The sequence below is a fragment of the Pseudoalteromonas sp. 31A1 genome (genome assembly GCF_011378815.1).
In the GTDB taxonomy this organism is placed as follows: domain Bacteria; phylum Pseudomonadota; class Gammaproteobacteria; order Enterobacterales; family Alteromonadaceae; genus Pseudoalteromonas; species Pseudoalteromonas arctica.
Map to the genome: position 1 here is coordinate 159,838 of NZ_WTKY01000003.1, position 18,515 is coordinate 178,352.

The following is an 18,515-nucleotide window of genomic DNA, read 5'->3' on the forward strand; positions in this document are numbered from 1 at the left end:
CGGCTTTTAAAAGTACGTTTAATAATTATGTACTTGGGTATTCGCGGTACGCACGCTCTATATTTTTAGCCTGCTTTTTAGAAATACCTAAATGGGCAAGTGCTACACGTAAACGAGCACGTGATAAGTCAGACCCTAATATTTCCATTGCATCAAGCACTGACGTACTTGATGTTTTGCCAGTAATTGCGACAAATATTGGCTCTAAAAAGTCTTTAATCTTAAGCTCGTGGAATGTAGCCACTTCTTTTGCAATTGCAAAAATAGCGGGCTTTTCAAAGCTACGTAAACCTTCAAGCTGCCATACAAAAAATTGTAGCGCTTGGCGAATCACGTTTTCGTCTGCTTTGCCGGCTGTTAATAGCGCAGGATCGTAAGTTGGAATACCACCTACAAAGTGCCCTGCAAGCTCAACCATATCCGACAGCGTATTAATACGTGTTTTAACTTCTGGTAATATTTTAGCTAACATTTCGCCGTTAAACTTCCAATCAACAAAGCGCTGAATTAACTGCTCGTCGGTTAGATTTTCACGGATCCACATGCCGTTTAACCAGCTTAATTTATCTACGTCGAATACTGGACCACCAAGCGATACGCGCTTCATGTCGAAGTTTTCAATCATTTCATTGAGTGTGAATTTTTCACGCTCATCAGGCATTGACCAACCCATACGGCCTAAATAGTTAAGCACGGCTTCTGGCAGGTAGCCCATTTCTTTATAGTAGTTAATAGACGTTGGGTTTTTACGCTTAGACAGCTTTGATTTATCTGGGTTACGTAATAACGGTAAGTGACCAAGTACTGGCGCTTCCCAACCAAAATCTTCATAAAGCTTTAATAGCTTAGGCGCTGAGTTAATCCATTCTTCACCACGGAAAATATGGCTAATTTCCATATGGTGGTCATCAACTACGTTCGCTAAAAAGTACGTTGGAAAACCATCTGCTTTTAAAAGTACTTGCATGTCTACGTTTTCCCACGGGATCTCAATTTCATCACGTAGGTAGTCGTTAAACTTAAATGTGCCTTCGCTTGGGATTTTCATACGTATAACGTAAGGTTTGCCTTCAGCTAAGTTTGCTTTAATTTCTTCATCTGTATGGTTTAAACCACGACCGTCATATTTAGGGCGTAGGCCTTCTGCCATTTGCTCTTCACGCATTTGATCAAGCTCTTCGCTTGTTGCAAAGCAGTAAAACGCTTTACCATCGTCAACTAACTGATGCGCGTATTTTTTATATAAATCGCTACGCTCAGATTGACGGTAAGGACCAAATTCGCCACCCACATCAGGACCATGATCCCACTCAAGCCCTAACCAACGTAGGCTATCCATAATCGCAAGTTCAGACTCTGGCGTGCTACGTACTTGGTCTGTATCTTCTATACGAAGTACAAATTCACCGCCTTGTTGTTTAGCAAAACAGTAGTTAAATAAGGCGATATAAGCGGTGCCAAGATGCGGGTCACCAGTTGGCGACGGGGCAACACGGGTGCGAATTGTCATGGTATATTCTCTTTAAATAAGTGAGATAGTAAAAGTGGTTTATGCAGCTACTTTGTTTAAGTAAGCAATAATATCGTTTGATTCGTACAGCCATTGTACTTGGCCGTTTTGCTCTATACGCAGGCAAGGCACTTTAACTTTGCCGCCTTGCTCTAGTAGCTCTTGACGATATTGCTCATTGTCTTTTGCATCACGCGTTTCTATGTTTAAGCCTTCGCGTTTAATAGCGCGACGTACTTTTACACAAAACGGGCATGCTTTAAATTGATACAGTTTAAATTGTGAGGTTTGCTGATCAAGCTGTGCTTGCTCGTCGCTTGCACGCTTTTTACTGCGAGGAGTAAATACAAAATTAAAGAATAAGATTATACAACCTAAAAACCAACGAACTAATTTCATGTTCTGTGCTCTGCTTACAACAATTTAAGGAGCCAGATTTTAGCACAAATTTACAATCAAAAAAGTGTAATACTGCGAGAATTACACTCAAGTAATTTAATTTACTAAAAGTGCTTCTATAGCAATACCATATCATCCCTATGAAGTACTTCTGCGCCACTATCGTAATCGAGTAATAGGCCTATTTGACTAGAGTGCGCACCCTTTATTTTATTTACCTCGGTACTACTAAAGCGCGTTAAGCCCCGTGCAATTACTTGATTTTTATTATCTATTAAATCAATTAAATCACCGCGTTCAAAACGTCCAAATGCATTAGTAACGCCTTTAGCAAGTAAGCTTGCGCCTTTATTTTGCAGCGCTGTAATAGCACCTGCATCTATAACAATTTGGCCGGTACTTTTAGGCCCGGCTAGTAACCATTTTTTACGGCCATCTTTTGGAGCGGTGAGTTTTAAAAAACGCGTGCCTGGTAACTCGTCACTCATGCATTTTAAAATAACGTTTTTACCTGCGCCTTTAGCAATAATAACTTCAACGCCTGCGCGCCTTGCAATGTCAGCGGCTTGCAGTTTAGTCGCCATGCCGCCAGTACCTAAGTTTGTACCACTGCCACCAGCAAGTTGGCGCAGCTCATCGTTTATATGTGTTACTTCGCCAATGAGGGTGGCATCGGCATTTGTGCGAGGATCGCTGGTAAATAACCCTTCTTGATCGGTAAGTAGCAATAATTTATTAGCATTAGCCAAAATAGCGACAAGTGCCGATAAATTATCGTTGTCGCCTACTTTTATTTCACTGGTAGCGACTGCGTCATTTTCGTTAATGATGGGCACAACGTCGTAATTTAATAATGCCGTGAGTGTATCGCGGGCATTAAGGTAGCGCTCTCTGTCGTCTACATCAGCGCGAGTAAGCAGCATTTGCCCTACATTTACCCCATATAAAGCAAACAAGCTCTGCCAAATATGAATAAGTTGACCTTGTCCAATTGCAGCAAGCATTTGTTTATCAATTAAGCTTCTGCCACAGGGTTTTAATAGTTGTTCGCGCCCAGCAGCTACCGCGCCGCTCGATACTAAAATAACCTGATGCCCCTGCTTTTTAAGCTCGCAGCATTGGCGTACTAATTCAACCATATGTGCTTTGTCTAGCTTATCGGTGCCACCAGTAAGAACGCTTGTACCAAGCTTTACAACTATTACCTGTTCCCTTTGCATGTGCTTTTTACTAATCATTAATTAAAGATGAATTAATTTATACCAGCTCGGTATTTTTGAACAAGTTAAAAATATTCATGCTAGGATCTGATTTTATTAAATTATGTAAATTACTCTCTATGCCTGCCAGTTTATGTTTAATTATTGCCACCTTTTTATGGGGCAGCTCTTTTATAGCGCTCAAATACGCCATTGCTATTTATGACCCTGCATTGGTAATATTTTTACGCATGCTCACCACGTTAGTTTTATCGCTTTGTTTATGGCGCTATGTTATTCGGTTTGAGTATTTAAAAGGTGACTGGAAGTATTTAGTGGGTATGTCGCTTGCTGAGCCTTGTTTGTACTTTTTATTTGAAGGCCATGCAATGGAATATACTTCGGCTTCGCAGGCCGGTGTTATTGTATCGTGCTTGCCTATAATTATTGCGCTACTTGCCTTTTTATTACTTAAAGAATACATAAGCAAAGCCATTGTTGTTGGTTTTACGCTGTGTATTGGCGGCAGTATTTTACTTACGCTTCTTTCACCAAGTTCTGAGCAGGCACCTAATCCGTTGTTGGGTAACTTTTTAGAGCTTATGGCTATGGTGTGCGCTGCATTTTATACCGTAAGTATTAAACATTTAGCTAATCGCTACTCGCCCCTGACTTTAATTGCGTTGCAAGGTATTAGTGGCAGCTTGTTTTTTGCGCCATTTTTATTTTTTATCGACCTACCAAGCGAAAACCAACACGACTTAACTGCGCTCATGAGCATTTTGTATTTAGGTTCGTGTGTAACCCTTGGCGGCTACGGCATGTACAACTATGCAATTAGCAAGGTATCGGTATTAACCGCTGCTGCGTACTCTAATTTAATTCCTATTTTTACACTTATTTTGTCAGCTATTATTTTGGGCGAAGTGCTCAACGTTTGGCAATGGCTGAGCATATTTGTGGTATTTATTGGCGTAATGATAAGCCAGCGCCATCAAGAGCTCGTGGTTGATATACCGCTTAGCGAATCGGGCGAAGACATTTGCGCAGATACAAGCAATCTTAAATCAGTACCCGAGGCAAGCGAATCAAAAGGATAACAGGTAAGCAAATACAGCCCAGGTGTTTGTAAAAATGAGTTTTGGGATTGATGAATAACCTCAATCCCCGTTACTTTATAATTTTGTATCACCCCACTTTGCAGCTGCAAAGTAAACGCTTCCCCCACTTTTGCGTTTTGTAAAAATGCAAAGTGGGTGTCGTTATGCCCTGCTATTAGCGCGCCTTTTTCGTTTCCAAATTCTTTTCCGCCAAGCTCCCCTGCGGGTAAAAATTGGCTAGGCGCAAATGCTAAATTACGACCACTCGCTCCAGCCAATACGCTTAATGTTTTATTATGGCTTGGCCAATCAAGCTTTGCAGTAACGTAGCTGTCGGCGTAATACCACGGCCTTACTTTAATCCCGGGTGATTTAAGTGCCTCTTGCCATGCCTGTTCAATTAATACTTGAGCAAGCCACGCTTTTGCCTGCATATAAGTACCGTGACCAAATAATCCAAGCCCAGCTATTAGTAAGCCCACGCTTAGCCACCTTTTCATTTTAAGTCTCTTTTCATTTAGGGATTCGCTCTGTGTTTAAATTTAAGAGCACCAAATCCTAATAATAAAATACAGCCTAATAATATGTGCAGCCTACTTTGCCCATCTGTTTGTGGTAAACGCATCGCCATACCTTGTGGTACTGCATTAGTAGCTTGCGCCGTTTGCTCTGCCACTTCTTTTATTTGAGTTTGTTCAATCGCTATAAAAGCAGTAAACGGGCTAAGTAATTGATGAGTAAGTGCAAGCTCCTGTACTTCATCTTTAACGGTATTTTGCTCGTTGTATAAAAGTAATGACTTAATTTTTTGGCGCGCCCACAGTTTTGCTATACCTTGAGCGCTTGAGCTATTTTGTGTACTTAATTTAATACTTAAAGGCCCTTGTGCTGTTTGCCCAGCAAGTACCACACTTTTAGCATTATTAAGTTTTATAGCGACCATGATAGGCTCGCCAAAATATAAATCAGGTAGTGGTGATGGCCAAAAATCTAAGTTGTTACCGCTTTCATCGCTTAGCGCCAAATTAGTAATAGCCGGATGTGCAAGTTTATCAAACAACTGCTGCATTTTAGGTTGCACCTCACTTGTGCTGCCTATAAACGTAAATGAGCCTTTGCCTATATCTGCCGCTCGGCGCATAAAAAAGCTGTTAGGTGCGCTGCCAATACCCACTGTAAATAAGCGGCTATCACCTAATTTACTTTGAATATTTTTGAACAATGCGTCTTCATTACTTACGCTACCATCAGTTAAAAATACAACTTGGCGTACAAAACCATCAAACTCGCTGCCATCAAGTACGGCATTAAGGGCACCTTGTATTTCAGTGCCGCCATCGGCTTCGAGGCTATAAATAAATCGCTCTGCACGGCGTAAATTAAAGTCGCTGGCTATAAGTGGTTTATCGCTCATTGGAGTCACTATGTTATCAAAACCAATAATGTTAAAACTGTCGTCGCTATCAAGTAATGACAGCGCATAAAACAACGCTTTTTTAGCTTGCTCCATAGATTGCCCGTGCATAGAGCCAGACGTATCAACTACAAATACCATTTCGCGAGGTAATCGCTGAGTTTGTGTAAAGTGATCCCCCGGTGGCATTAGCATAGCAAGCCCATATCGGTCACCATTTTCAAACTGCTGAGTAAAAAATGCGGCTTGAGCTTGCTCTTTTTGCAGCGGTTTAAACTCAAGTACAAAGTCGCGATTAACTGCATTTGTCTCATTTAACGCTATTTTATATTGCCCAAATGCTGTGTTTTGTACATCAACATTATGAAATTTAGAATTGATATCCACCAGTTCTAAGCCTACATCTATATCAATGTTTAAGCTAAATTTACTACTTGGTACGTTATCAGTTTGAGTACTATTTTGAGTGATGTTTTGAATGCTGTAAACAGGGCTTAACCACCCAGTTGGCAATGGGGTAACGTGCGTTTGGTGTTGAGTATTAACCTCAACCTCACCACTAATCGCGTGATAACGCGGTGTAATGGTAGTCGGAAATCTAATAGCAAATGTACCGCTGCTGTAGTCAATTATTTCTTGATACTCAAGCTCAATAATTACTTGCTCACCGGGGCCAATATTCGCCACATTCGTAATAAACATATTAGCGCGTTGCTGGCGTACAAGGGCCGCTTGCTTACCTGCTTTTTTAGCCTCTTCGTATTTTTTTTCGGCCTCCACTTTTTTATCAATTTGGCCTTTAATGACTCGCTCACCTATACGCATCGTCATGGCATGCACGGCGCTTTCATCAGGCAATGGAAAAACGTAGCGCGCATTAACTGCAAACGGGTTTTCGTTTTGATAGGTTTGCGTAGCTACAACATGATTAATTAGGCCAGTTAAGGTCATATTGGCGTCGCTTTTTAATATTATTGCTGGGCCTGCTGGCGCACCATTGCTATCAAAAAGCTCTAACTTGGGTGATTGCGCATGGCTTTTAAAGCTCACTAACAGCACAATCGCTATGAATATAAAAATGCTTACTTTAGTAAGCATTTTGGTTGGTTTACTCAACATAAAATCACTCCATCGAACGCTTTGTTTTAAATAGTTTTAGTTACTCGCCGTTTGGCCATTTGCTGGGTTCATTGAGCGAGTGGTAAGCGTTACGCGTCTATCAAAAAAGTTATCTTCCACCGTGTTGCTATTAGCCAATGTTTGCTGCTCGCCAAATGCCTGCGTGCTTAAACGTTTGTGGCTCACGCCGTGTTTTATTAAATAGCTTTGCACGGCATTTACACGCGCTTTAGAAAGTAAAAGGTTAGTTTGCTCATCGCCGCGTTGATCGGCAAAGCCACTTAAATCAAGTACGAGTTGTGGTTGGTTGTTTAACAAGGTAACCAGTTGATCTAACTGCAGTGCAAAATGCGAGGCAATAACACTTGAACCTGTTTTAAATTGTACCGTCATCGCCAATAAGTTATTAATTTGAACTTGAGTTAACTGCTCATTTTGATTGGCAAGCACTTCTAGCTGTTGCTCTAACATATTGTTGTGTTTAAGCACGTGTTGGTAATCGCTGGTTTTTTCTTTCATAACCGTAATTGCACGCTCTTGCTCTGCAATTTTGTTATCTGCTACTTTTGAATCACCTATTAAACCACCGGCAAATGCCCCAATAAACACACCTATTGGCCCGCCTACTACGCCGCCAATAATAGCGCCTGCACCTAGCCCAATAGCCGTTTCTTTATGGGCTTCTTTTGATGGCGTGTTAGATGTTGAGGCAATTGCTGGAGTACAAAAACTAGCAATCAGTGTTAACGCAATTAATGTCTTCTTCATGATTTGATCCTTAAACTTACTTTAAATTTGTGATGTTTTGTTTTGATGGCTCTATTAAAACAAGTTCAAGTGGCAACAAAGGGGAGCAAAAATGGCAAACTGCTGAGCAATTGTGGCAAAAAAATGGCAATTGCCTTTTTAAGCGTACTTAGCTTAAAAACTTCGTTATAGTGCACAACAGAGCCGATAGGATAATGATTAGAATGAAAAAAATAGCCATCGTTGAAGATGAACCCGCAATCCGCGAAAACTATATAGAAATGTTTACCGCACAGGGCTACCAAGTGAGTGGCTTTGCAGATCGCGCCAGCGCAGAAGCTGAATTTAAAAATGCCCTACCCGATTTGGCCATTGTTGATATTGGCCTAGGCCATGAAATAGATGGTGGTTTTTTACTGTGCCAAACATTGCGATCGCTTTCTAAAACACTGCCTATTATTTTTTTAACCGCCCGCGATAGCGAAATAGATACCGTATGCGGCCTGCGTATGGGTGCCGACGACTACCTAACAAAAGACATAAGCTTGGCTCACTTGGCTGCACGTATTGGTGCACTATTTCGCCGAATGGAAGCACTTGAACAACCCGCTGATGCAAACGCACTCATAACACGCGGACAGTTAACGCTCGACACGCAACGTATGCAGGTATTTTGGCAGCAACAACTCGTTGATTTAACCGTAACCGAATTTTGGATGCTGCATTCACTTGCCCAGCGACCCGGCCATGTTAAAAGCCGTAACGAATTAATGAGCGATGCAAAAATTTACGTAGACGACAGCACCATTACCTCGCACGTAAAACGTATTCGTAAAAAGTTTGTAGCACTCGATAGCGCCTTTGATTGCATAGATACCGTGTATGGCATGGGCTACAGGTGGGAACAACACTAATGCTACGATTTGGCCTGCGCAGTAAATTTATATTACTTTCATGTTTTTTGTTTTTGCTACCGTGGCTTGGCTACGAGTACGTATGGGAAATGGAAAAGTTTTTACGCCAAGGCCAAGAAAAAACCCTCGTAGGCACCACTCGAGCCCTTGCCACTGCATTACATGAGCGCCCCGCATTATTTGACGAGCAAACCAACTTTTTAGACCAAGTAGTAAAAGGCCGCGATTTATACGCTTATAATCTTAAAAACCCTATTCAATTAGACGGTAAACTCACCGATTGGGACAGCTACCAACCGTTATTTTGGCATTACGACAAGCGCTACTTACAAAAAACAGATAACAAACATCAAGCCAGTGACTTATCGTTTGATCACATGGTGGGAAAATTTGATAACTACTTATATGCCGTATTTAAAGTAACCGACAATACCCTTATTTATCGCGCTAAAAATAGCTTAAGCATTACCAATAACGATTATTTACAAATTGGCCTAAAAACCCCTGACGGCCAATTTAATACTTACATTATTGCGCCGCGCCAAGATGGCTGGGTTAATGCGTTTGATGCTAAAACCAAAATACCTTTTACAAAAATTCAGGGCTATTTTGAAAGTACCGAATCAGGTTATAACGTAGAGCTGCGCTTTCCTATTAACATGCTGGGCAACAAACTTGGCTTTGCTATTGTTGATGTAGATAATAAAGAGGCGTTGTTAGAACCAAAAATAATGTCGACCTCAAACTTAAATAACCCGAACGATTTAGGCTCGGTATTAGTCCCCTCTCCAGAAATTAGCCGTATTTTAAAAGGCATGGGCCACAGTGGCAGCCGTATTTGGGTAGTTGATAACCATCATCGTGTATTGGCACAAACAGGTACTATTCAAAATGCAGATGGCGTATGGGCTGATGGGTTTGCTAACCAGGCTCCCGAGACGTGGTGGCAGCGCTTTGAGCAAAATTACTTACACCCAATTTACTATAAAATATTAACGCGCCCCGAAAATGAATTTTTAGACACCTTGCACGATGTAGCTTCTATGCAAGGCACACATTTAGCGAAAGCATTGAAAGGACAACCAGCATCGTCTTGGCGCTTAACCCCTGATAGCAAAGCCGTTATTTTATCGGCCGCTTACCCTATTTGGATTCAAGACCAAGTAATTGGCGCGGTAATAGCAGAGGAAACCACAAACGGCGTACGTACGCTGCGTAATAAATCACTCGAAAAACTCTTTAACGTTATTTTAGCTGTGATGTTAATTGGTACTGTCACCTTGTTCTTTTTTGCCTCTCGTATATCGAACCGAATTAGGCGGCTGCGCGATACAGCTGAGCAAGCAATTGATGCACAAGGGCGTGTTACCGGCAGTATTAATTACAGCGACGCTAACGATGAAATTGGCGATCTGTCGCGTAGTTTTTCAAACATTGTTAGTCGACTTGGTGGCTATACCGATTACTTAGAGAATATGTCGTCGCGATTGTCACATGAGCTGCGCACGCCTGTTGCCGTAGTGCGCTCGTCACTCGAAAACTTACAAAGCTTGCCACAAAACGAGCTGAGTCAAAAATACCTCGATCGCGCCAGTGAAGGTGTTGAGCGCTTAGGTAAAATAATAACCACCATGAGCGAAGCCACTCGCCTTGAACAGAGTATTCAAAGCAACGAGCCTGAGCCTTTTGACTTACAAAAAGTAATAAATGGCTGCATGCAAGGCTATCAGCTTACTTACCCAAACCAGTTATTTACGCTTGCTGTATGCCAAAACAAATTACCCATGCAAGGTGCACCGGAGTTTATAGCTCAACTGCTTGATAAGCTTATTAATAACGCGCTGGAGTTTAGTGAGGCCAATACGGCGATTAATGTAAGCCTTAAGCAGAGCGAAAATAAAGCAACATTAACAGTGAGTAATACAGGTCCAGCGTTACCCGAAGGACTCACTGAGCATATTTTTGACTCTATGGTGTCGGTGCGTAGCCAGCAAATGCAGCAACAACCGCATTTGGGATTAGGACTTTATATTGTAAGACTGGTGTGCGATTACCATAAAGGCAGTGTAACAGCGCAAAACAACGAACAAGGTGATGGTGTCGTATTTACCGTAACACTGCCGTTAGTAAATGGTTAAGGCTGTATTTATACCGTTATATTTGTACCGTTATATTTATAGCCACAGCATTATATGCAAATAGTAAGTACGCAATAAGTTAAATTCAGCTGTATATTTTTAGTTAAAAAGAGTTACTTTAATTTACCTTAACTCCATATAAATTAACAAATAAACCCCTCTCACCCCTCAAAACCTGCCGGTTACAATTTAGTACAACTTCAAATGTAACTATTCACTTTTAATTCAGTCGAATGACCATACCCTACATCATATTAAAGTATTAAATTGAAGGAATACTCATGAAACCATCACTAGAGCGTGAAGAACTAGACTTTATTTTTGACTTATACAGGCCCTCTAAAAAACCTGAGTCTGAAAATGTAAAACCAAAAAGTACAAACTACAAAGAGCTAAGAAAGCACGACGCGACTAAAAACCAAGGCGTATCGCACTACTTAGTCTAATTTTATTACGCTTGGGACTTCTCATGTTCTAAAAATGCTTTAATGCAGTTTATTTCTGCAAGTTTTACTTCTTCGCCTATTTCAGGGCCTTTTTTGCCATTTTTAAGTGCATTTTGCACTACCAGCTTCTTATCCATTTTTTGCAGTTCAGTATGAATTGCTCGCAGCTTAGCTGATTGCGGGTATGGCTTATCAACAAGTGTTTCACCACGCCCTTGTGCATCGCATTGGCATACTTGGGTAAACGCTGTAAAACGTTCTGGGTGTACCAACGCATTTAAGTTAGTCACTATTAGCTTGTGAATGGTTTGCGGCCTTAACTGATCAATCGTGTGGCAAAGGGTGTGATTATCACTGGTGAGTACACCAACATCGCGAAAACGGTTAGGCACTTTTAAGCGCTCACAAAACGCCTCAATAACTGCAACACCTTCGCGTTCGTGCCCACGTAGGTTTCCATATTTTTTAAAACTAAGCGCTTTTCCAAAATCATGGGTTAGTGCAGCAAAACGTGTTTCTAAATTAAAATTTAAATCGGCTGCACGCCTAAGTACCAGCATAGTATGTACAAATACATCACCTTCAGGATGATGGTTTGCCGGTTGCGGTACATTAACCATGCGCTCAAGTTCTGGAAAAATACCTAAGCCTTGCAGTGCTTCAAAATAAAGCTCAGGGTGCTTTTCACCCAGTGCTTTTTCAGTTTCAAGCCACACGCGCTCAGGTACTAAATGATTTAGCTCACCTTTATTTTTAAGCTCGCGCATTAATGCATACGTACTTGGGTGAATACGCCAATCACTGCCATAGCGCGCTAAAAAACGGGCAATACGCAGTACTCGAACAGGGTCTTCTACAAATGCCTCAGTGGTGTGGCGCAGTGTTTTATTTTGTAAGTCAGCTTGGCCATTAAACGGGTCAATAATATTACCGTGTTCATCAAGCGCCATTGAATTTATGGTTAAATCGCGTCTTGCTAAATCTTCTTCGAGCGTTACCGTTGGGCTGGCATCAACCACAAAGCCAGTATAGCCTTTGCCGCTTTTACGCTCTGTGCGCCCAAGTGCATATTCTTCTTTTGTTTTTGGGTGCAAGTAAACCGGAAAGTCGCTACCTATTGGTACAAAACCAAGCGATTCCATCGTTTTTGGTGTTTCACCAATCACTACATAATCGTTATCTTTTGATTTTATATTTAGCAGTTTGTCGCGCACTGCACCACCAACGAGGTAGACTTGTTTTAAGTTACTTTTCACTTTATTCCCATAAACATTAATAAAATTGTTTGATACTAATCATAACATTAATTAAAAAATTCTGCGGTGTTTGCCAAGCTTAAGTAAGCTCATTACAATGGCGCATTATTTTCAGCTATAGCCTCACAATTAATGAAAAACCATTCATCAAAAAAAGAACTTATGTTACTACCCATTTTATTAGTGGTTATTTTAATGTGTGTGGCGGGTCACTTTTTACTACAAGCAAACTTTCAAGACAGTAATGTGGTTGAATACATGTTAGCAGCACTGCCGTTTGCTATGTTTGGATTGGTTATTGTGGCGTTTAAAATGGCGGCTAAAAGCGAAAAGGATGAACAAAACGAGCAGGACTCTTAATCCTACTCAGTTTTAGCTACTTATTATAATTTAAAGTATGTGATAGCCAAACCAGTCTGGCTTTATAGGCTGCGATATACCGCTGGGCGTGAACTTAATGTTTAGCTGGCTGTCGAGTAAATCAATGGCAAAGCAATCGTCTACGTCATGTAAATCATCTTTATGAATATGGCTAAGCCCTGCTAGCAAATCGCTTTTAGCCCGCTCTTTAGCTTCATGGCTACTGCTTGCAACATACAGTGCAAAGTCGTGTTGCTCAGCCATAGAATCACTTCTGTAAGCGCCTAAATTTACAAAATAGAGTTGTTTATTTTGTTCAACGTACGTATCAACAATCTCTACTTTAAAGCCATCAATATCATTAATTGCCATGTAGCTATCCATGTGAACACTACTTCTGTCGCCTACCCATTGGCTTTTTAACTTTGTATAAGTTTGCTCGATGTTTTGCCCTACAACAAAACGAATATCATGCATTTCAATGTGGCAACCTTGAATCCGGCCACCTAAATACACCATAAATAACTGCATGCTTTTCCTTAACCTAAATTATCAACATCAATATTATGCTTTTTAATCAACTTATAAAAATCTGAGCGATTGCGCTTGGCAAGCTTAGCGCCTTCGGCTACGTTACCACCTGCCATTTTTAAAGTGTTAATTACATAGTCGCGCTCAAACTCTTTTTTAGCGTCGTTCAGTGATAATGGTTCTACGTTTGTTTCGTTACTATTTAGCGCAGCTAATACTAAGTGCTCTGAAATAACATCGCTTGGCGTTAATGCTACAACCTGCTCTACTACGTTTTGTAGTTGGCGGATATTACCTGGCCAGTCGTAACGCACAAGCGCATGCATGGCATCGCTGGCAAAGTGTTTTTCAGTTTGCTTCATGCGCTTAGCAATACTTGCACTAAAGTGCTGTGCTAATAAGCTTATATCTTCGCGGCGTTCACACAGTGGCGGTAATTTTAAATTAACTACGTTTAAGCGATAGTATAAATCTTCTCTAAATTGCTGGTTTAAAATAGCTTCAGGAAGATTTTTATGTGTTGCCGATACAATACGTACATCAATTGCTATTTCTTCTTGAAAGCCTACGGGGCGAATTGTTTTTTCTTGTAATACGCGCAATAACTTAACCTGCAAGTTAAGTGGCATGTCGCCTATTTCATCTAAAAATAACGTGCCACCCTCAGCTTGTTGAAACAACCCTTGATGATCTTTAATTGCGCCCGTAAAAGAGCCTTTTTTATGGCCAAATAATTCGGATTCTAAAAGCTCGCCCGGTACAGCCCCACAGTTAATTGCAACAAAAGGTCCGTCGCTTACGTGGCTATGTTGATGGATAGCCTGTGCAAGTAACTCTTTACCTGTACCACTAGCCCCCGAAATCAATACATTAACCTGCGTTGGCCCAAGTAGTTTTACTTGCTCTAACAAGTGCAGCATTGCACCACTGCGCGTAACTATATTACTTTTAGGTGCTGCTTCATCTGCATTAACACCATGTATTTCTATCGCTTTAGCAAGGCTGTCAAATAGCTCATCTTTATCTACAGGTTTAGTTATAAATGCAAAAATGCCCTGCTTAGTTGCCTCTACGGCATCAGGAATTGAGCCATGCGCTGTCATCATAATGACAGGTAATGCAGGGTAGCGGCTTTGCAGCTGACGATGCAGTGCCATGCCATCCATTTCATCCATACGTAGGTCGGTTATTACGGCGTCAAACACTTGGCTTTTAAGTATTTGTAGTGCGGTTAAGCCGCTTTCACAGGTCGTTACTTCGTATCCTTTTGATTCGATACGAATAGCGAGCAGTTTTAATAAGCTAGCGTCGTCGTCAACGAGTAATACTTTTGCACCTTGCACTTTAGTTGCTGCCATAGTTACTGCTCCTTAGTTTCTTCTCGTAGTAAAAGCTGCTGCTCAATAGTTGCTAACGATGAGAGGGTTTCTTGCATTTTATTGTTAAGTGCTTGCTGCTCTTTTTTAGCATTTATTTGCATAGTCACTTGCTGCTTTTGAAGCCATAAATATTGCTTTATATCATCTGGCCAAAAGTAAGCTAAATCGAGTTTTAGCAACTTAGTCATTACCGTATTTGGATCATCATTTATGTTTAAGCACATAAATTTAAAAAAACGTTTAAGATCGTTTTCACCTGTAAAAATATCTTTTTTTGGCACCAATTTAAATCCGCCACACTGATTAGCGTGCCATGCAATAACTTGCTCTGCAGGCGGATAGCTAGGTTCTATTTTTGGTCTGGGTTTTGGACTAGGTTTACTGTTTTTGTCGTTCGTTATTTTGGTATCGACCACAGGTGCAGGTGTAATTGACACACGCTCTTCTTGCCCATTATTAATTTCACAACCTGATATAACCATGCTGCTACTGAGCACACATAAAATAGCGATTAAACGCAAGCGCATGTTAATTAACTCCTAGATTTTTTGTTATGGGAATTTTAATTGAAAACCGGCAACCATGCGGCTCGTTATGCTCAACAGTAAGTGTACCTCTTAGCTGTTCAACAGACTCTTTCACAATAGTTAAGCCAAGCCCACTGCCTTGCAGCGTAACATTTTTACTGTGTTTACCTTGATAAAATGCGCTGAAAATTTGAGTTTTTTCTTGCTCTTTAATACCGCACCCTTTATCAAGTACAGCAATGCAAAGTTGGTTTTGCTCAAGCGCTAAATTAATAGTAACGCTTTGCTTATCTTGTGAAAATTTTAAGCCATTTGAAATAAGCTGAATTAAAATCATCTCAATAAGCTCACTAGGTAAAGCAAGCGGTTTATTCGGTAAGTTATTTTGCCACTTTAAAGCCTGCTCACGCGCACTTAAACGATGCTCAAAATGGCTATTAATTTTATTAATAAGATAGCTAAACTCAACTTCGCTTAGGCTGTCTTTACTGGTGCGAATCGCATTATAACTCAGTAAGCTGTCAATCATTGTACGAAGGCGCACCATAGATTGGCTAATAAGCTCAAGCACTGCTTTTTGCTCACCTGTAATTGGGCCTACTATTTCATCAGTTAGTAAATCAGTGCCTTCGACCATTGAAGCAAGCGGCGTTTTTAGCTCGTGGGTAACATGGCGTAAAAAAGTATCTTTTTGCTGCTCAAGCATATGAAGTTGCTCTTGCACCCATTGGAGTTTTTCTCCTAGCTCAACTAGCTCAGCGGAGCCTTTAACTGATATTTTTTGCTGCCAATGTCCCTGCCCTAGCTTATCAATAACCGTAGTTAACCCTTTTAGTCGCCCACTTATGCGCCATAAAAAACCACCTCCTACAATTAAAGTAAGCGGAATAAGTGCCACCAGCCAGTTTATAAATGAAGCTTGCAAGCTTGTCAGCTCATTTTGGTTATTGGTAATTTGCGCTTCATTTTTATCACGTAACCATAAAGTAAGCTCAGCAACTAAATCGCTCACTGGCACAAATAGCTCCGCTTGCTGTTGTTTTTGCTCAACAAGCTCTACATGCGCTGTTTGTAAGGTGACATATAAGCGTTGCCATTGGTGGGTATAATCTTTATCCGTGTTTACAAATTTAAGTTCATCAATACTTTGCAGGGATGATTGCCATTTATCGACAATGAGCTTATCTAACGATTCGCTTTTTAATACCCAGTTTTGCCTAGTGGCGCGCTCAAGGCTGTTGAGTTCTTGTTTTAGAGTGTTAAACGATTTGGTAACTTGGTAGTTGTTACTCACGATACTTTGAGTCACTGCTAATTGCTTGTTAAGCGCATTTAAAAATACAATCACCACTATAGAAAGCGGGAGTAACGAAAGCAGCATACTCATTGCAAATTGCCCAATTAAATTAGGCCGCCAGTTAAGCATTGCATGGTATTTTTTAGCTATGGTTGCTGGCATTTCGTTTAGTCCTTTTAAATTAAGCGCTCTATTATTAAGTGCTTACCTTATACACTAGCTGAACCAGCAATTATATTTAATACGATTAACAGCCAGCGCTACAAAAACAATGTGTCGCAAAATAGAGACAACGTAAACCATTGATTTTTAAACCCTACCTTTAATCTCACTACATAGTGTTGCAAAAGGCACACAAAAATTACAATAAACCCCGTAAAAACTTCCCACCTCTTTCAAGTTAAAAATATAAACACTTGAAAATTAACAATAATTATTTTTGGCATCATTTTTGTAGTAGGAGTAATAACTTTAATCAATAAGGAAATAATTATGAACAAACGCATTTTAGTAATTTCATCATTACTGGCTTTAGGCTTTTTAGGCGCTAACGCACACGCAATGGACGTTCACGCGACTTTTAACGAGCTTGATAAAGACAGTAATGGCACATTAAGTGAAGCCGAAGCAGGTGAAGATGCCGTGTTACACGAGAATTTTTTACAAATTGATACTAATCAAGATGGGCAATTGTCGCTAGATGAATTCAAAAAATTTATTCAATAAACTCATTTAATAAGGAACGTGATTATGAAACAACTTATAGCCGCTTTTTCATTAATGTTTTTAGCAATTAGTGCCACCGTAATTGCATCGCCAACAAACGTGCGCTTTGCCCATTTAGATAAGGATATGGACGGGCAAATATCAATTGTAGAAGCTAAGGAAGACAAGGAAGTAATGAGACAATTTGCCGACTTAGATGAAGACGGTGATGAAAAAGTCTCAAAAAAAGAATTTGAAAGCTTTAAGCCTTAATGAGTAATTACTGATTAAGCTTTACTTAAGTTTGTTACAAGTAAACTGAATTTAAAAGCATTTGCCATAATCCCTGAGGGAGTGTGTAAAAGGATTTAATGTTGGGAGTTAAATTACGGCAAGTGCTTTTTTCCTTTTTATTTTATTTTAGCCACGAACTTTTAATACATCTTTTGGAAGGAAGACCATGAAGATACTTTCCCTTGTTATAAGCATTTTAATGCTATTAAGTTTTGATGCCGCGGCACTTGATGTAAAGCAACGCTTTGATCACCTAGATAGCGACAAAAGTGGCTATTTAACACACGACGAACTTGATCCCCAACCACAACTTTTAAACACCTTTGTAAAATGGGACAAAAACCAAGATAACCAAATTTCGCTAGTCGAATTTAAAAGTTATCTAACTAACAACCTTTACTAAGTGATTTGTATGAAAAGCATTAGCTATATAACGCTGCTGGCGTTTAGTATTTTTAGCACATTTAGTTTTGCCGCAAGTAACGACATTGCAAAGCAATTTAAAAAGCTAGATAGGAATAAAGACGGTTTTTTATCACGTTCAGAAACCGCTATAGACCCGGCTTTGTGGTCACGGTTTTCAAGCTACGACAGTGATAAAGACGGTAAATTAGCATTAAATGAATATGGCTTATATGCAAGTAAGTAGTTTTATAGCTAGGTAAAAAAACACCTAGCTTATTATATTTATATCTATTAATTACGTTCAGGTTTTACTTTTAGAACAATGCGCCAAATACTCTGCATCAGCAGGTTTTGGGCTTACCATAAAATCCATTTTGAGATAAGTTAGAACAGGTTGATTACTCGTATTTTCAGTTGTCGCTTTCCAGCGCCATAAACCCACAGCAGCTGCCGCATTATTATCAAACACGCCCTCTGGGTAAGACGAGATAACCTTATACCCTTGGGCTTTACCTTGTGAATTAATTAACGTAGCAAGCTCAACACAACCTGAAATACTTTTCTTTGCAGCTTCTATCGGATATCGCGGCTCTACTCTTTTAACAACATCCCAGTATTCACCTGCCTTACTTCGCAGTTCAGGACTCGATAAATCAATAAAACTCAGCATTTCATCGCTTACTTGTTTATCAGACGTTGAACTACAGGCTGTTAGCATCATACTCAAGGGGAGTAATAAATAGAGAGCTTTCATAGCATTTCCTTATTCTTGATG

The 18,515-nt window shown here is 40.3% G+C and carries 21 protein-coding genes; 9 read left to right on the forward strand and 12 right to left on the reverse strand.

The window, feature by feature from the left end; all coding sequences use genetic code 11:
• Positions 1-25: 25 nt before the first annotated feature.
• The 3 genes from gltX to proB all read right to left on the reverse strand — a co-directional run bounded on the left by gltX (position 26) and on the right by proB (position 3,129).
• Positions 26-1,510 (reverse strand): glutamate--tRNA ligase, encoded by a 1,485-nt coding sequence (gene gltX, locus GQR52_RS04565; protein WP_165727602.1) that lies wholly within the window; start codon positions 1,508-1,510, stop codon positions 26-28.
• Positions 1,511-1,549: 39 nt separating this feature from the next.
• Positions 1,550-1,909 carry a glutaredoxin domain-containing protein gene (locus tag GQR52_RS04570; protein WP_007581591.1) on the reverse strand — a complete coding sequence of 120 codons (360 nt, stop codon included), beginning with the start codon at positions 1,907-1,909 and terminating at the stop codon, positions 1,550-1,552.
• A 116-nt stretch (positions 1,910-2,025) separates the two neighbouring features.
• Positions 2,026-3,129 (reverse strand): glutamate 5-kinase, encoded by a 1,104-nt coding sequence (gene proB, locus GQR52_RS04575; RefSeq protein ID WP_165727603.1) that lies wholly within the window; start codon positions 3,127-3,129, stop codon positions 2,026-2,028.
• 119 nt (positions 3,130-3,248) lie between these two features.
• Between proB and GQR52_RS04580 the strand changes: the two genes are divergently transcribed.
• On the forward strand, positions 3,249-4,208 hold the full coding sequence (locus GQR52_RS04580) for a DMT family transporter (RefSeq protein ID WP_165727698.1): 960 nt from the start codon (positions 3,249-3,251) through the stop codon (positions 4,206-4,208).
• On the opposite strand, the gene GQR52_RS04585 is transcribed toward GQR52_RS04580, so the two are convergent.
• The 3 genes from GQR52_RS04585 to pdsO are packed head-to-tail and all read right to left on the reverse strand — an operon-like array spanning position 4,103 to position 7,509.
• On the reverse strand, positions 4,103-4,708 hold the full coding sequence (locus GQR52_RS04585; protein WP_165727604.1) for a class GN sortase: 606 nt from the start codon (positions 4,706-4,708) through the stop codon (positions 4,103-4,105). The genes GQR52_RS04580 and GQR52_RS04585 overlap by 106 nt on opposite strands.
• Before the next feature lie 17 nt (positions 4,709-4,725).
• A complete protein-coding gene (locus tag GQR52_RS04590; RefSeq protein ID WP_165727605.1) occupies positions 4,726-6,741 on the reverse strand; it encodes a marine proteobacterial sortase target protein in 2,016 nt (671 codons plus the stop codon).
• Positions 6,742-6,777: 36 nt separating this feature from the next.
• Entirely contained in the window at positions 6,778-7,509 is a 732-nt protein-coding gene (gene pdsO, locus GQR52_RS04595; RefSeq protein WP_165727606.1) for a sortase-associated OmpA-like protein PdsO, read from the reverse strand.
• A gap of 203 nt (positions 7,510-7,712) precedes the next feature.
• On the opposite strand from pdsO, the gene pdsR reads away from it, so the two are divergent.
• The 3 genes from pdsR (at position 7,713) to GQR52_RS04610 (ending at position 10,986) form a co-directional block, all read left to right on the forward strand.
• Entirely contained in the window at positions 7,713-8,402 is a 690-nt protein-coding gene (gene pdsR, locus GQR52_RS04600; protein ID WP_165727607.1) for a proteobacterial dedicated sortase system response regulator, read from the forward strand.
• A complete protein-coding gene (gene pdsS / locus GQR52_RS04605) occupies positions 8,402-10,540 on the forward strand; it encodes a proteobacterial dedicated sortase system histidine kinase (RefSeq protein WP_165727608.1) in 2,139 nt (712 codons plus the stop codon). The genes pdsR and pdsS overlap by 1 nt, the downstream gene beginning before the upstream one ends.
• Before the next feature lie 281 nt (positions 10,541-10,821).
• Positions 10,822-10,986: a hypothetical protein gene (locus GQR52_RS04610; RefSeq protein WP_007581574.1), complete on the forward strand. Its 165-nt coding sequence runs from the start codon at positions 10,822-10,824 to the stop codon at positions 10,984-10,986.
• Positions 10,987-10,991: 5 nt separating this feature from the next.
• On the opposite strand, the gene GQR52_RS04615 is transcribed toward GQR52_RS04610, so the two are convergent.
• Positions 10,992-12,242: a multifunctional CCA addition/repair protein gene (locus tag GQR52_RS04615; protein WP_165727609.1), complete on the reverse strand. Its 1,251-nt coding sequence runs from the start codon at positions 12,240-12,242 to the stop codon at positions 10,992-10,994.
• Between the two features lie 132 nt (positions 12,243-12,374).
• Between GQR52_RS04615 and GQR52_RS04620 the strand changes: the two genes are divergently transcribed.
• Positions 12,375-12,602, forward strand: coding sequence for a hypothetical protein (locus GQR52_RS04620; protein ID WP_007581571.1), 228 nt, complete (start codon positions 12,375-12,377; stop codon positions 12,600-12,602).
• 30 nt (positions 12,603-12,632) lie between these two features.
• Here the strand turns inward: GQR52_RS04620 and GQR52_RS04625 are convergent, their stop codons facing one another.
• From GQR52_RS04625 to GQR52_RS04640, 4 genes are read right to left on the reverse strand one after another with little or no spacing between them, the layout of a single operon-like run.
• On the reverse strand, positions 12,633-13,133 hold the full coding sequence (locus GQR52_RS04625; protein ID WP_165727610.1) for a DUF1543 domain-containing protein: 501 nt from the start codon (positions 13,131-13,133) through the stop codon (positions 12,633-12,635).
• Between the two features lie 8 nt (positions 13,134-13,141).
• Positions 13,142-14,491, reverse strand: a complete 1,350-nt coding sequence (locus tag GQR52_RS04630) for a sigma 54-interacting transcriptional regulator (RefSeq protein WP_165727611.1) — start codon at positions 14,489-14,491, stop codon at positions 13,142-13,144.
• Positions 14,492-14,493: 2 nt separating this feature from the next.
• Positions 14,494-15,039: a hypothetical protein gene (locus GQR52_RS04635; RefSeq protein ID WP_024607489.1), complete on the reverse strand. Its 546-nt coding sequence runs from the start codon at positions 15,037-15,039 to the stop codon at positions 14,494-14,496.
• Position 15,040: 1 nt separating this feature from the next.
• Positions 15,041-16,498: a HAMP domain-containing sensor histidine kinase gene (locus GQR52_RS04640; RefSeq protein ID WP_165727612.1), complete on the reverse strand. Its 1,458-nt coding sequence runs from the start codon at positions 16,496-16,498 to the stop codon at positions 15,041-15,043.
• A 330-nt stretch (positions 16,499-16,828) separates the two neighbouring features.
• Here GQR52_RS04640 and GQR52_RS04645 point away from each other — a divergent pair, with 330 nt between their 5' ends.
• From GQR52_RS04645 to GQR52_RS04660, 4 genes are all read left to right on the forward strand, one after another.
• Positions 16,829-17,062, forward strand: coding sequence for a cag pathogenicity island protein Cag25 (locus GQR52_RS04645; protein WP_007581561.1), 234 nt, complete (start codon positions 16,829-16,831; stop codon positions 17,060-17,062).
• 24 nt (positions 17,063-17,086) lie between these two features.
• Entirely contained in the window at positions 17,087-17,314 is a 228-nt protein-coding gene (locus GQR52_RS04650; RefSeq protein WP_007581559.1) for a hypothetical protein, read from the forward strand.
• A gap of 187 nt (positions 17,315-17,501) precedes the next feature.
• A complete protein-coding gene (locus tag GQR52_RS04655) occupies positions 17,502-17,738 on the forward strand; it encodes a hypothetical protein (RefSeq protein WP_007581558.1) in 237 nt (78 codons plus the stop codon).
• 9 nt (positions 17,739-17,747) lie between these two features.
• Positions 17,748-17,984 (forward strand): calcium-binding protein, encoded by a 237-nt coding sequence (locus tag GQR52_RS04660; RefSeq protein WP_024598659.1) that lies wholly within the window; start codon positions 17,748-17,750, stop codon positions 17,982-17,984.
• Between the two features lie 57 nt (positions 17,985-18,041).
• Here the strand turns inward: GQR52_RS04660 and GQR52_RS04665 are convergent, their stop codons facing one another.
• Entirely contained in the window at positions 18,042-18,494 is a 453-nt protein-coding gene (locus GQR52_RS04665) for an energy transducer TonB (RefSeq protein WP_165727613.1), read from the reverse strand.
• Positions 18,495-18,515: the final 21 nt, after the last annotated feature.